10 protein-coding genes are annotated in these 14,930 nt (G+C 46.2%); 6 read left to right on the top strand and 4 right to left on the bottom strand.

Annotation, left to right across the window (positions count from 1 at the left end):
• Positions 1-87: 87 nt before the first annotated feature.
• Positions 88-510 (top strand): NUDIX hydrolase, encoded by a 423-nt coding sequence (locus tag QUA58_RS28970; protein WP_333397550.1) that lies wholly within the window; start codon positions 88-90, stop codon positions 508-510.
• Positions 511-707: 197 nt separating this feature from the next.
• Here the strand turns inward: QUA58_RS28970 and QUA58_RS28965 are convergent, their stop codons facing one another.
• A complete protein-coding gene (locus tag QUA58_RS28965) occupies positions 708-1,256 on the bottom strand; it encodes a LeuD/DmdB family oxidoreductase small subunit (protein ID WP_333397549.1) in 549 nt (182 codons plus the stop codon).
• A 177-nt stretch (positions 1,257-1,433) separates the two neighbouring features.
• Here QUA58_RS28965 and QUA58_RS28960 point away from each other — a divergent pair, with 177 nt between their 5' ends.
• The 5 genes from QUA58_RS28960 to QUA58_RS28940 all read left to right on the top strand — a co-directional run bounded on the left by QUA58_RS28960 (position 1,434) and on the right by QUA58_RS28940 (position 9,726).
• Positions 1,434-2,309 (top strand): hypothetical protein, encoded by an 876-nt coding sequence (locus tag QUA58_RS28960; protein WP_333397548.1) that lies wholly within the window; start codon positions 1,434-1,436, stop codon positions 2,307-2,309.
• A 529-nt stretch (positions 2,310-2,838) separates the two neighbouring features.
• Entirely contained in the window at positions 2,839-5,064 is a 2,226-nt protein-coding gene (locus tag QUA58_RS28955; RefSeq protein ID WP_333397547.1) for a GAF domain-containing sensor histidine kinase, read from the top strand.
• Positions 5,065-5,508: 444 nt separating this feature from the next.
• Positions 5,509-7,188, top strand: a complete 1,680-nt coding sequence (locus QUA58_RS28950) for an AarF/ABC1/UbiB kinase family protein (RefSeq protein ID WP_333255448.1) — start codon at positions 5,509-5,511, stop codon at positions 7,186-7,188.
• Positions 7,189-7,412: 224 nt separating this feature from the next.
• Entirely contained in the window at positions 7,413-8,498 is a 1,086-nt protein-coding gene (gene galT / locus QUA58_RS28945) for a galactose-1-phosphate uridylyltransferase (protein ID WP_333397546.1), read from the top strand.
• A gap of 115 nt (positions 8,499-8,613) precedes the next feature.
• Complete coding sequence (locus tag QUA58_RS28940) at positions 8,614-9,726, top strand: M24 family metallopeptidase (protein WP_333397545.1); 1,113 nt, start codon at positions 8,614-8,616, stop codon at positions 9,724-9,726.
• A gap of 484 nt (positions 9,727-10,210) precedes the next feature.
• Here QUA58_RS28940 and QUA58_RS28935 read toward each other — a convergent pair whose 3' ends face one another.
• The 3 genes from QUA58_RS28935 to QUA58_RS28925 form a co-directional block, all read right to left on the bottom strand.
• Positions 10,211-10,462 (bottom strand): TIGR02450 family Trp-rich protein, encoded by a 252-nt coding sequence (locus tag QUA58_RS28935; RefSeq protein WP_242725377.1) that lies wholly within the window; start codon positions 10,460-10,462, stop codon positions 10,211-10,213.
• A gap of 629 nt (positions 10,463-11,091) precedes the next feature.
• Positions 11,092-11,316, bottom strand: coding sequence for a hypothetical protein (locus QUA58_RS28930; protein WP_006635912.1), 225 nt, complete (start codon positions 11,314-11,316; stop codon positions 11,092-11,094).
• A gap of 1,494 nt (positions 11,317-12,810) precedes the next feature.
• Positions 12,811-14,646, bottom strand: coding sequence for a caspase family protein (locus tag QUA58_RS28925; protein ID WP_333255442.1), 1,836 nt, complete (start codon positions 14,644-14,646; stop codon positions 12,811-12,813).
• Positions 14,647-14,930 lie beyond the last annotated feature (284 nt).

Genomic DNA, 14,930 nt, shown 5'->3' with positions numbered 1-14,930 from the left:
GGTTTAACTGCTTATCAATCCATTCAACAAGCTCTCTCTATTGATGGCTCCCTTTTTTCCCCTAGTTGAGCAATTACGAACTTTCTTATGACTAAAATTCACGTTGCGATCGCAATTTTGTACCAAGACGGCAAGTTTCTCTGTCAGTTGCGGGACGATATTCCTCATATCAGGTATCCCGGACATTGGGCTTTGTTTGGCGGACACTTGGAACCGGGGGAAACGCCGGAAGTTGCTGTAGTGCGGGAATTATCAGAGGAAATTGGCTATGCTCCTGCAAGTGTTTCTTTTTTCTGTTGTGATATCGAAAAAGATGTTGTTCGCCACGTTTTTCATGCACAACTTAGTGCGGATGTCAAGGATTTAGTTTTGCTTGAGGGGTGGGATATGAAGTTGTTGACACCGGAGCAGATTCGGGCGGGAAAATGCTTTTCTGAGCAGTCAGGAGATGTGCGGCCTTTTGGCATCGCTCACCAGCGTATTTTATTGAATTTTATTGAGTCGATTTGAGAAAATTTCTCCGCACCCTAGATGGGAGCGGTTTGAGCTAGGGGATAAGCTGACGCGCATCTAAATTTGACAATCAAATTCGAGGAAATTCTTTTGGGGTGGGCGTCCCGCCCGCCCCAAAATACAATTTAGATGCGTAACAGCTTATTCGTAAGGTGCGCCCGGTGGTACACCCTACATTGCAGGGGTTTTAAAAGTTAAGAGCGAGCCGCAATCATTCCCGTTTGGCGCGCGTAGTCAAACAGCCCTCCGGCATCTATTACCGGGCCTACTTCTCCTAAAGGTTTGAGCGAGAAAGTTCGATCGAGAGTGTGGTTGACAATTACCTCTGCTGTAAAGTCGATCGTCACTTCTTGGCCGGTTACAAACAAGTCGCAGAGCCGCTCGACTGATTCGATCGGGTACAATTCGCCAGTAGCCGAGCAATTGCGAAAGAAAATGCGTGCGTAAGACAAAGCCACCACTGCTGTGACGCCGGCGGCCCCCAGAGCGATGGGAGCGTGCTCCCGCGAAGAACCGCAGCCAAAATTTTCGCCCCCTATTATAATCGGATACCGGGTTTTCTGTTCACCGGATTCGATAAACTTACCGTAGCGATCGGGCAACCCAATCATCGCATAACTGCCTAGTTTCTCGTACTCATCCGGCTTCGAGGGAACCAGGGTCAGGTATTCGGCCGGGATAATTTGATCTGTATCGATGTTGTCGTCTACAACAAAAATTTGACCGCTAATTACTTTACCCATAGTTTATTTCCTGTTAGCCTCGCTCGATGCTGTGGTGATAATTTTAAGTGGATCGGTATGCAAGATTTGCATCTGTTCATTTTAACCTGGCAGTGTCAGTGATAACCTGTATGAATAAAAATTAGATCCGAGACTTTGGGTTAACAATTAACAATTGCTAAGCGTCAAGATAGTTTTATGGCAAATCCAATAGATGACATTGCTCGACAAGCTCGCGAGGGCTCGGTTGCATCGATTATTCAAATCCTTAATGACGAACTGGCACAGGTAGGGGTCAGGGCCCGAGCTGTGTTTGCCGACGGGGTGCTGCAACTGCTGTGCGAAGCTGCAACACCCCAACTGCTCGAAGAGTCTAGTTTGGTCGATCGAGTCCGAGAAATTTTGGAACGCATTTCGCCCCACAATATTCGCCGAGTCAACATCAATAGCCGGCTTGTCCGAGAACACCAACTGCTGTGGCTCGAAGAAATTAGTCGCGATCCGGATAATCAACTGTTGTGGTCTCAACAAATTAAACTCCGAAAGCCGAATTTGTTCAAGCGTTTAGCCACCGCCCATCACGAACGACAAGCTCTCGCCGGCAAGCGGGCTTTGCCGAGAATGGCTATACCTCGATCGATGCAGCAACCGCGGCAATTTCAGCGCGGTATCGTCGGCGGCATCAGCTTGACCGTGCTGTTGCTTGCAGCAGCAGCCGCTATCCACAAAGGACTTAATTCCCAAGTGCCAAACAGCACACAAGCCACCACCCAAGCAGTTGCCACTGCCCCTTCCTCGGAGGCAAAACCTGCTTTGAAAATTTCTAAGGAGACTGTTAATTCTGCTGTGGACTCTTTTGCACAAGCAGTGCGAGTAGCCGAACAAGCAGCCACCGAGGGCAAAACCGCTCAATCTCGCGAGGATTGGTTAGTCGTAGCTGCTAAGTGGCAGCAAGCTTCCGATTTGATGGCCGCCGTGCCTTCCAAGCATCCCCGCTACACAACGGCTCAGAACCGGACGGCACTTTACCGCCAAAATAGCGATAAAGCCCAACAGGTAGCACAAAATAAGTAAGCAGGTAAGTGGGATAAATTTAACCCTAGACTTCGCTGCGCGGCTCTAGGTGTTGTGAAAAATGAGTTTTTGAGCAAAAACTCGAAAACTCTTAGCTATGTTATGAGTGATAATTTTGGGATTTGGAATTTTTGCGATCGGCGTCACTGGATCGGCGGATTTGTATCACAATAAAAATTTGTTAGGATCACAAGCTTAAATAGGAAACATCACACAGTGAGAAGAGGGGTGTCACTAAGCGGTCTCTAGAAAAGCTTCATACTACTAATAACCGTCAAAATTAGCGGGAATGGGATTGATAATCATCCGGTAAAGGATGGTAAAGTTCATCCCGTACAGATCGAAGGGTAGAAAACAGGAAAATAGAACTCGGTCAGATCTGGGTATATTTTTACATATCGAGCGACCCGCCGACCGGCTGCACAAACACAGAAAGCAGGCTCATAACAGTCAAGCCGACAGTTATGGAGAGGTTCTAGATTGGCAGCGGGAGCCGGCTCAAACATCTTAGAATAAAGGCTTGGTTGCCATGATCAATCGCCAGGGAAATCAAGACTTTACTTCGATCGACCGATCGCCGTCAGAGTCTTGCACTTTGCATTTACCGCAAATCGCAGAACCAGTATCAGTCCAAAAATTTCTGGATCGTCTTATGCAGTACCAGGTCGATCCTGCCCTTCTTGGGCGACAAATTTGCCAAATTCTCGCCACCAGCTTTGATCGAGAACTCCTGCTGCTGCAAATAGCCAATACTTTGGGGGTTGCATGGGGGGCAGATTTCTGTTTGGTTACTGCTGTGGTTGACCAAAAAGTAGTACATCCGAATGCTTACTGGCAAAATAGCAGCGATGTCTCCTATGTTGCCGGTGTTGCCGATTCCACTGCAACACCGGAACACCCCCAAACCACAAGATTAAAATCGCCTAGCATATCACTCGAACATCCCGCTTGGGCAAACGTCCTAGCAGACGGCGAGATAGTGGCGATATCCGACTATCTTGGTAGTCCGGCAGCGTCATCGCCCAATTCCCCTATGACTCCGCTGCCTTTTCGGGCAATTTTGGCAGGGCCTGCGCGATTTGGAGGGGCTGTAAATGGCATGATGATTGTTGGTAAGTCGCAACCTCACGAGTGGTCGGTAGCCGATCGGCAGCGCCTTGAAGCAGCATCAGACGTGATCGGCATTGCTATTTCTCACCTTCAAAAAACTCAAGAAATTGCCAGCTTAAACGAACAGTTACAGCGACAAGCTAAATATAAAAATCTACTCATGTCAGTTGCTGCCTCGATCGACACAAATTCAGAAGTTGATCGAATATTGCAGCAAGTTCTTGAAAATACCGTCCATACCCTGGAAGTAGATAGAGGCCAAATCCTGCTCTTGAAATATACAGATCCTCTATTTACAACTCGCTCCCCCAATCAAACTCCCAAAGCGAAAGTAGAATTAGTTTGCGAATCTGTTGTAAAAAAAGATCCAAACAAACAGGCAAGATCACAAAGCGCGGTCGGCAAAAAAAGCTCAACATCCAAAACAAAAAACAAGGATAAAACTGCTAATTCCCAATCCAGAATCCCCAACTCAAAACCAAATAACTCTCCCGCTTTTTGGCTGTCAGAATCTAATTTGTGCCACCAAGCATTCCACAACGCACCCAAACCCCTCGCCCTCGCTGACGCAGGCGCATTAATCGGCAAAGAACAAGAGGCAGCCACAGAAATTTTGAAACTCCAAGGCATTCGCGGCTTGCTGCTGGTTCCCCTCACGGGCGGCAGCCGCCAGGAAACAGTTTTGGGTTTCTTGGTTTTGCAGCACTCCGAGCCGCGCGTTTGGAGCCCGGAAGAATTAGAAGTTCTCGAATCAGTCAGCGCTCAAGTGAGCAAGATGATTATCCAAACTCAAACGCTTAAGGAATTGCAAACCGTAGTTTTAGACAGAACCTCTCAGTTGCAGCAAAGTCTAGACCTGCAGGGGAAACTGTACGAACAATCAGCCAATCAGCTAGAGCAAATGCGGAAATTGAAGCTGATTAAAGACGAGTTTCTCAGCACTCTGAGTCACGAGTTGCGTACCCCCTTAACAATCATGAAGCTGGCGATTCTGATGCTCAAACAAGCTGAACTGCCGTCAGCGAATCGGACTAAGTATCTCGACATTCTAGAACAGCAGTGTTCTAAGGAAACTGCTCTGGTTAATGATTTGCTGGCCCTCAAGCAGTTTGAGCCTCAGCAAGTCCCGATTTCTCTAAGCAAAATCGATCTCAACCTTTTATTTCAAGATTTAGTTAGGGATTTTGAAAAACAGTGGGCGGATAAGCAATTAACTCTGAAGGTGGATTTGCCCAAGTTGACCCCTTGCTGGGAAACTGACCCCGACATTCTCAATCGGGTAATGCTGGAACTGCTGACGAATGCTGGAAAATACTCTGCTTCTGGAACGGCGGTAGTTTTGGAGGCGTCTGAGGCAGCCGGCTATATTGTCCTGAACATTTCTAATTTCGGGCGCGGCATTTCTGCTGCTGATTTGCCCCACATCTTTGACAAGTTCCGCCGTGGCACTGGCATTACTGACCAAGCTATCGCCGGTACGGGTTTGGGTCTGGCTCTGGTAAAGTGTTTAGTGCAGCACTTGAATGGTACTATTGATGTGTCTAGCTGTCCGGCAGAAAGTTCAGAAGCTGACAATTTGTGGCGCACATCTTTTACTTTGACTCTGCCGCAATTTGCGGCGGAACTCTGTAATGTAGAAGAATAGTTCGGTTGAGAAGCTGCTGGGAATTGGCAGCGAACAGGCGAAACTAGAAGACTTGCCAGAAGAGGGAGATTTGGAAATGCCGTAAACGCTACCAAGTCCTCTGTTTTGAATGGTTTGTCTGGTTGCCGTCTAAATTGCCGGTTCTCGATTGCTGATTTCCCCAGGACTTATATTCTGTCTGGTTATTGGCTTGTAATTAGCGCGTGTTTGTAGTAAGTACGACTGTCCTCTATTTATTATTAATTAATCAGGACTTGCATTACTTACTAGGAACTTAATTATAATTGTATAGTCGGAGATGATATTACGCAGTATCGACCAAAGAAACTGAGTTTTTTAACTGTTTCAAAGGCCTCCAACCCGTCTTTTCGTACAAGCCGGTTTCTGCGTCCTGGATTGTCCCCTAAAAATTGTCACGGTGCATGGAATTCGATCGCCAATATTATGCTCACAAAAGCTGCACCTAAAACCCTGCGTTGGCAACGTTCTAAATATTCGCCACTGGCACGGCAAATAGACATTTTTGCAGCGGCGGGAAAGTTTATGTTTTTTTTGTGGTGGGACGCACTGCTGCAAAATAATTCGCCTCATACTAGAAGAATTCGCGCTCATTGGTTGGTTAATACTTTGCTGAATTTAGGCCCGACTTTTATTAAAATCGGGCAGTCTCTCTCGACTCGGGCAGATTTGCTGCCGCTTGAGTATGTGAAGGAACTCGAACAGTTGCAAGATCGGGTTCCTCAGTTTAGTTCCGAAGAGGCGATCGCTCTTGTAGAATCAGAGTTAGGCAAGGATATTTATGCTTTGTACCGCGATTTTGACCCGTCGCCCATCGCTGCTGCGAGTCTGGGACAGGTGCACAAAGCAAGGCTGCACACCGGGGAAGATGTGATTGTAAAGGTGCAGCGTCCGGGTTTGGAAAGTTTATTTGATTTGGATGTGAAGGCGGTGCGCCAAGTGATGCGTTTTTGCGATCGCTATTTGCCTGGGACGCGCAAATATGACCTGGAATCTATTTATCACGAGTTTTTTAAGATTTTATATCAAGAAATTGACTACGTGCAAGAAGGTAAAAATTCCGATCGCTTTAGCCATAATTTTCGAGAATATCCTCAAGTTATCGTCCCGAAAGTCTACTGGCAATACACGACTAAAAAAGTGCTGACTCTAGAATACGCACCCGGCATTAAGGTGGACGATCGCATTAGTTTAGAGGCGATTGGAGTGGATATTGTGAAGCTCAATCAACTCGGAATTTGCTGTTATTTGAAACAGTTGTTAATTGACGGTTTTTTTCAAGCTGATCCGCATCCGGGAAATTTGGCGGTGACAGAAGATGGTAGCTTAATTTTTTATGATTTTGGGATGATGGCTGAGGTGAAGTCTCTGGCTAAAGACCAAATGGTCAAGACTTTTTTTGCTGTGATGAGAAAAGATACTGACGAGGTACTCAATACTTTAATTACGATCGGCTTAGTTGAGCCGATGCCGGATATGATGCCGGTACGCAGGCTGATTGCTTTTCTGTTGGATAAGTTTATTGATAAGCCGATCGACTTTCAAGCTTTTAATGAAATTAAGAACGAACTTTATATCATGTTCGAGCAGCAACCGTTTCGCTTGCCTGCTGAAATGATGTTTATTGTCAAGTCCGTGACGACTCTCGACGGCATTGCTAGAACTCTCGACCCTAACTACAATTTCATAGCATCCGCTCAGCCTTTTGTCAAGAGTATTGCGGTGAGCAAGGGACGGGGAAATGCGATCGGAGAATTGGCAAGGCAAGCGCGAAGTTTTATTACATATAAATTACGACAGCCGAGTAAATCCCAAGTTTTTCTCAACCGTTTGGAGCAGCGAATTGAAGAGGGCGAACTGCAAATTAGAGTGCGAAATCTAGAGAGCGAAAGAGCATTGAAACGCATTAATTTAGCCCTAAAAACTCTAATTTTCGCTTGTTTGACTGGTTTTGTGTTTTTGTCGGGTGCAGTGCTGCTAGTGGGCGGATATCAAACGGGGGCGATCGCAGCTTTTGCGGTTTCGGGATTCGGTGGCTTGTTTGTGTTGCGATCGTTGTTAGACTTGTTGGTTAAGGAAAAGCTTGATCGAATAGTCGATCGATAAATATACTGGGTAATTGGGAATTGCGATCGTAAGCTGCTACGCATTTAAATTGAATCCAGATCCTGGCTCTCCGGCCCGTTCCACAATAGCACACGGTCGGCTGACGTTGGTACTGGAAAGTAAACTTGTTAATATAATTTGCGACTTTAGGTAGGGGCGGATTCTCAAAGCACAAAGTTATACTCCTAACATATATTAAATGCGATCGCCCGCCCCTACAAAAAATGTACGCCCAAAAATTGCTAAAACCAGACGGCCGCCCACTCACACTGTACAGCCGCTACCCAATCCCAGAAGGTATCGTGGCCGTAAGTCCCAGCAATGAACCCGTAGAGGCAAACCCCCACTTTCGCTGGCATCCCTTGCGGGGGGAATGGGTAGCATACGCCAGCCACCGTCAGGGAAGAACTTTCATGCCGCCGCCGGAATACAACCCGCTGGCTGCGACAATTAACCCCAAGTTTCCGACAGAATTGCCGCCGGGAGATTACGATGTAGCAGTGTTTGACAACCGCTTTCCCTCGATGACTTTGCAAGCAAAAAACGCACCTGCAAATATTGTCGAAACTTTGCCAGCTAAAGGCATTTGCGAAGTCGTTGTTTTCACTCAAGATCCGCTGGCTTCCTTGGGCGCTTTGGAGTTATCTCATTTGGAATTATTGTTAGAAGTATGGGCCGATCGCACTTCAGTTATTGGCAGCAATCCCGAAATTGAATACGTCTTGCCCTTTGAAAATCGCGGGATCGAAGTCGGAGTAACTTTGCACCATCCCCACGGTCAAATTTATGCTTATCCGTTCGTGCCACCGGTGCCGGCACGGATGTTAGAATGTCAATCGGTTTACTATCAAAAAAACAGTAGCGGTTTGCTGCAAGATTTGATTCAAAAAGAGATTTCCGACAAACAGCGAATTATTTATTTAGACGAAGAGGCGATCGCCTTTGTCCCCGCTTGTGCCCGCTACCCTTACGAAGTGTGGATAGCCCCGATCGCCCCCGCTGCTACATTTATCGATTTGACGGAAAAACAGCGGCAATCACTCGCTAAAGCCTTAAAAACAGTCACCCTTAAATACGACGGTTTGTGGCATCGCCCCTTCCCTTATTTGATGGCTTGGTTTCAAGGGCCCACAGACGGGAAACCCCATCCAGAAGCGCATTTGCACGCCCAATTTTATCCGCCCTATCGATCGAGCGATCGATTAAAATACCTAGCAGGAACCGAACTCGCTGCCGGAATGTTTGCCAACGACGCTTTACCCGAAGAAAAAGCTAAAGAATTGCAAGCAGTATCCGTCAATCTATTTTAGATTTTAGATTTTAGATTTTAGATTGAGGAAATGCTGACTAAAATAATGGATTGTCTTCCTTCTTCGTGGGGTGTCCCGCCCGCCCTAAAAATATAATTTAGATGCAAGAAAGCAGATGATAAACTCATTCAACAAAGAAGTCGATACAAAACTCGAATTCATCCGCAAAGCCTTAACCGAAACAAAAGCGATCGCCCTTCGCTTGCGAGGCACTGACTGGTTTGCCTGGGCCACAGCCGGCGGTTCCCATACAGTATTGCTAACTGCAGAAACCGGAGTTGCAGAAATATTAATTACTGCCGAAAACGCTTGGGTTCTCACCGATGAAATCGAAGCTCAACGCTTGCAGGACGAGGAATTGCCAGCCAACTTTCAAATGTACATCTATCCTTGGGCTGATGTTGCACAGCGCGAAGCTTTTGTCAAAGAAATTACTGGTGGCGGTAACGTCATGAGCGATCGGCCAAATGCCCAAGAAACACCAATAATCGGATCTTTACAGTCTCGCAAACAGGCAATGATGTCAAGCGAATTAGAGCGATACCGGCGAGTCGGGCGTTTAGCCAGCGAAGCGATGACAGAGGTACTTTCTGCAGCCAAACCAACATGGACAGAATATCAGTTAGCGGGAGCCGGTGCAGAGGCTTTGTGGGCGAGAGGTTTGCATCCAGCACTTACCTTAGTTGCTGGAGAAAGGCGTTTGCCGCTGTACCGCCACGCCACAGCAACCGCCGAACAAATTGGACGACAAGCAATGTTAGTATTTTGCGCTAGGGGATGGGGTTTGTATGCAAATTTAACCAGATTTGTCTGTTTCGATTTTCTTGGAGAAAAGCATTCAGAGTTGCACCGACAAGTCAGAGAAATTGAAGCAGCGGCGCTAAATTTGTGTCGGCCGGGAGTAACGCTGAATGCGGTTTATGATACGCTTAAAACTGCTTACGAAGAACACGGATATCCTCAAGCAATTGTGGAACACCATCAAGGCGGAACTACCGGATATTTGGCACGGGAAATTGTGGCTAATCCAGCTACTTCAGATATTTTGGTAGCAAATATGGCTGTGGCTTGGAATCCTAGTTTGTCAGGAGCAAAAATTGAGGATACATTTGTAATTCACAGCGATGGAACCTTGGAAAATTTGACTTTTGATCCGAATTGGCCGAGTGTAGAAGTAGCGGGAAGGTTGCGGCCAGTACCGCTGGAAATATGGCACGATCGACCGTAGTCAATTTAACTTATCGCTCTAAGCTGTTGTGGCACTTAAATTTTCTGTCAAAAAAAATCAAAGTCTTGTGGGGTGTCCCGCCCGCCCTGAATATGCAATTTAAATGCGCGACAGCTTAGAGAAAAAAAGTACACTAAGCTAATCCGCATTTAAATTGCATAGTAAAATAAATTTTTCCTCTTGTGGGGAGTAGGGGTTGGGCATCCTGCCCGCCCTCAACATACAAATTAAATGCACAACAGCTTACCCTACAAAACGCATTAAATTGAGTTCGGAACGCCGTACTTAATGTTTTGTTACATACTGATGATTTTTCCCACCAACTTACTTAAGCAAAAACACTGCTAAATAAAGGTTTCCAGGACTTGTAGTTATGTAAAAGATTTTTCAAAAGCGGGAAAGTCTCACTCCGTATTGGTTTGGATCGGAACGATAGCGAGCATACGGCGGAAGTTCCGCTCACTTTACCCCACAGCCCTGTCTTTTAGTCTGCAGTTTCTAATTCCTCTAATTCTTGCGTAGACTGCCATCCAGCTTGCCAGAGCGATCGGTCTTTAAGCTGTGCGGCGTTCAGCCAAAAACGCACATTTGGATCGCAAGCCGCCACCATTTCTGCAAATACCCATTTACCTTCGTTTTTTCGGTTGACCACTTGAAAGTGTCGCCACCCCCAAGTTTTTTGGTGTGAAGTCCATCGGGAACCAACTAAATAAGGAAATTTTTGTTTTTTGCTCACAGTATTTTTGTGGAATAAATATATTAGAAAGCAAGTGAATTGTAATAATTAGTTCTGTTTGATGATATTAGTTCCCTTTTAAAGCTCGTCAAATCCTCTCCCCCTCTCCCCATCTCGAACATAACAGATAATATAGAGCCGCTGCAGCTTACATGAGAGTTTACCTAAACTCTATCTGCAAGTAGATGCGTTTATTGTAACTTGGAGCATTTCCCCCTCGGGGATCAAAAGTAAGGGCAGTTCAATGACTGCCCCTGTAATTAGTTATACCTATTGAATAGGATAATTTTTCAGGCGATCCACAAATAGCAAATTTATCCAGTACCAGCTAAATAGTGAATCTCAAATCTAAAAGCAAATAACCCAGGTTATAGTTGTGCACAATAATCCTTTCTGTGAAACTTACTCAAATCTACTTTTAGAGCAGGTTTGACGTTCACTTCCTGCTTCTACCAAGGCGGTCAGCCGCTTCTTGTCCACAGGCGTGTTTTCGAGCCCAACTTTCCCTACAAACATTTTTTCAATCTTAATCGTGTTTCATTGATCCTGTACAGCTCAATAAAAAAGCACTTTTAGGTAAGATTGACTAATTTCTTTGATTCTGTCGCTACCTCTTGATTACTTCCCTGTTAAGGCTTTTGGCCGGATAAGTCCAGAGGAAGTTGGGGAAGCCGGAGGCGAACCGCATTTGTTTGCAGCCAGAGAGTGATAGCGTGCTTCCGTTGCGGAGTCACGTACTCTCCCGGTCGGATCACGCCAGCACAGACGCCGATGTTTTTAATAAGGGTTTCTCGCTCCGATGAACTTGCACCCTGTAGCAACCTGACTTGGGCTTTGATAAAATCCACGTTCATAGCTGAAAGTAAAAGTAAGTAAAGAACTCAGTTAAATAGCGATGCTTTGGTTCCGATTGTAACTCTAAAACCACTTGGTATGAATCAAATTGATTCAACATCCCCAGGATGGGGATCGGGGCGTCTAGAGTTAGCCAACTTTATTTACTTTATCTGTTTTTGCTAGCAAAAGTGTCACTATGCTAGCAGTTTTGGCAGAATTATTTATAGTTAAGAACTGTTACAAATTTGGCTCGATTTCCACAATACGGCAGAGTTTAGTGCTAACGCTACTCTCCTGAACTCAAAAAGTTCAGCATTGTCTCCAACTCCTTCCCTTCCTAGGTTTTAGACTCCCCGATTGGGAAGTGATCGCTCGGGTAACATTCCTCTTCGATCGCCCCTCTTAACACCCGGACACTGCCACATCACCCTATTGATTTAGATCGTCCCTTAGACTTGGCTGTGGACTATAACTTCAGGCATACGTGTTGTTACCGGGGCTACAATAAGCTAGCAAGTTTTTATTCTTGTTTCTCAAGGAAATATTTTTTGGATTTTCTTGCAAAGCCCTTATTTGTGTTAATTAAGGCAGCTTTGTGATCTCCGAGCCAACGAAGACTCGCAGCTTGCGAATCCAGATATTTTGTGCTGTGTGGCGGTGAATCTGTTTCCTGAATTCATTGGGAGCGATCGCTCCTCCGCGAGAATTGCCAGTAACGGCTCATTTTGTATAATTCATAACAGATCTGTCACTGCTAATAATTTAAAAATACCACAAGTTTAAACACTCTTCCATCCGTCGATAGCTCCTAATAGCCCACAAAGAGGGATAAAAAAATTAACTCTGCCTACCCAATTTTTAAAGGAAATTTTGCCTTAGCCCTTTCCCTTAGATAGCAATTCGATATAGCCCTATTTGCTGGTTACTCAAGTTAAAATCAACTATAGATTAAGCTGATAAGCCTGCGTGATAAAATACAAAAATCAACTGTTTTAATTTGCCCTTAGAATCAACTAATTTAGGATTTGTTCATAATTAAAAATATATATATTTACAGCCATTTTTATTGTTTAAAAAACTCGTTTTTGAAGGTGGAGGCGTCGGTTTAGGGAACTCTGGGCGTCAATTAAAGATATTAATTAATCGGGGTTGCACAATTTGAGGATTATTGTGGTGAGTAGGGGTTAGCCGTCCCGCCTGCTTTTAAAATACACGCCTTCGGTCTCATGGGCACATCCACCAAAAAAAAAATCATCCCACTATTATGCAACCCCAATTAATCAGCTCATAGGATATCTTTCACTATACAAAAACCAACCGACCAGAGAGCATATAAAATCCCCTCGCGCAGAAGCTGCGGAGGGGAAATGGTGAATAAAATTATTGGTTTTCAATTATCGGTATGTAGGTCTTTTTTTGCAGTATCAAGAGGTATCGATCGAGCGAACGATCCATGTTGGTCAGTCGCTAAGATAATTTCCCGGTGGGAAACCGAGAAATTATCAACTAAATCAACCTTTTTTCTGCAGGCGTTGGAGCTTAGTTTTCCAATTGGCGATCTCCTTCTGAGCCTGCTGATAACTCTTAGTACCCGACGGCACCAGCGAAGCAGCTTCAACTGCCTCTTTCAGCTTTCCTTGAGACCCGCGCAACTGAGCAATTTTGAGAATACCTTCGCTCCACTCTCCAATTAACTGTTGAGCTTCTTCATACTTCGGCTGACCGGGTTGAATTTTATTAGCTTGCTGGATGCCTTTACTGTAAGAAGAGGCAACCCCCCGCTTAATTTGGCCCTTAGCAGCCGATAGCAAAGCAATATTTACATCCTGGTCTTTGGATAGCTCCTCCCACTGAGCGATCGCCTGTTTCGACTGATTGTAAACAGGCTGATTGACATCCGGCATCAATTTAGCCGCGCCGATCGCCCCCTGGAAATCGCCCCGAGCAGCCCGCCCGTTAGCTATATCCAAAATTGTCAAACTCCAGCGCTCAATATCCTGCTGAGCCTGCGGGTAGAGCGGATCGCTAGCCGGAATCGTTCGAGCCTTAACCACCGCTCTATTAAAACTAGAAGCCGAACCATCCTTGAGGAAAGTTTTCGCCTCAGCCCACACCTGCTGGCTGGATGGTGGCTGCTTGGTGCCACTCCCTGCTTGCACCGCCTGCGGTTGCTTCTGCGGCACTCCAGCACCAGCAAGTTTTTGAGACCCAGAGTTTTGGGCCTTCTCGGCAGGCGATCGAGGATCTGCTTCCTGCTGACCGATAAAAATTGATCTGTTGGTCAGAAAAACACCCAACAGCAGCACCAAAGCCGTAGCTCCACTCCACAAAATTAGCTGCTGTAAAAAAGACTTGTCAGACCCCCCGTTATCAGCATCCTCCGGCTTTTGCAAGTTCGGTCGATCGCCCCCCCGATCAGCAGGGGCCACAGCATTTGGCTGCGACACAGGTGGCATCTCAACCGACGAATCCTGAGCGTTGCGAACTGCCGGAGGCAGATCCATTCGAGCCATAGCCGTCGCCATTTGCGGGCGATCAAAACCATCACCCGTACCAACCGTCATATTGCCGTTGCGTCCGGCCAACGCAGCAGTTGGTATCCCTGAAGCATCCGGCAAAATCACCAAATTAGCCTTTCCCGGAGGATTCACCACCATCAAAGGTTCTTGTTTCGGACGCAAATGGTGGTCACACAGCTCCGGCAGTCGATCGCTCAAAAAACGGTCTAAACCCTTAATGGTCATGCACTGTCCCGAGCGTAGCCCCTCCAAAAGCGCCGTCGTAAAAAACCCCTGACGCAAAGCTGAAGTTTCCCGCGAAACTTGATTGGGGCGGCAAGAAAGCACCGTTGGGATTTCCAGTTCCCGCGCCAGCTCAACCGTTTGAGAGCCGATCGTTTCCCCCGCTTTCACAATCTGGCTGCGGTTCATATCAACCAGAACCAATACCGTTTCCGTAGGAGCATTTTTCAGAGTATTCAACAGCAACTCTACCGGAATCCCCGTACCCTGAATGTCAGCCGGATTGCCGTCAACCGGCATCAAATAATCCTTACCTTCATAGCTGACACCGTAGCCGCTAAAAAAACACCAGAGTAAATCTCCCTGTTGCACATGTTCCGCGCAGAGGCTTTGGGTCAATCTCAGAATATTTTCCCGATTTGGATATGTAGATTGACCCCACAGCGACGGCGAGCTATCGGTCATCAGCAGACATCCATCCGGCGCAAAACCCGCCTCCTCAGTCAAAAAACCGTACAGGGCCTCTGCATCCTCTTGGGCATAACTCAAAGGCTGGAGTAACTGATATTGATTGATGCCTATTGCAATACAAGCGTGATTTTTCATCCCATATGCCCTATATATATAGTGGACAGCTTGCACAAAACGATAACACATCGCCGTTTAAGGTTATACCCACTTTCGCCAGCACTCAGAGAGCAGTTGTCCGAAGGCAGAGCTCCCAACAAGCCCCCAACTTTAGCATCCTAGAATTTTTAATTTTTATATTTCAGTAAAAAATTATACCCAGTGCCTGCCTTTAGAAAAATCAAGTTAACTAGACAGGCGGGAATTCCCCCACCATAGCGGTACTCCGCTTGGTGGTGGGATGAAAGACGAGCGAAGCGACG

It is taken from the genome of Microcoleus sp. N9_A1 (assembly GCF_036701795.1).
Taxonomy (GTDB): Bacteria; Cyanobacteriota; Cyanobacteriia; order Cyanobacteriales; family Microcoleaceae; genus Microcoleus.
This window is presented reverse-complemented; position numbering and strand designations above follow the sequence as displayed.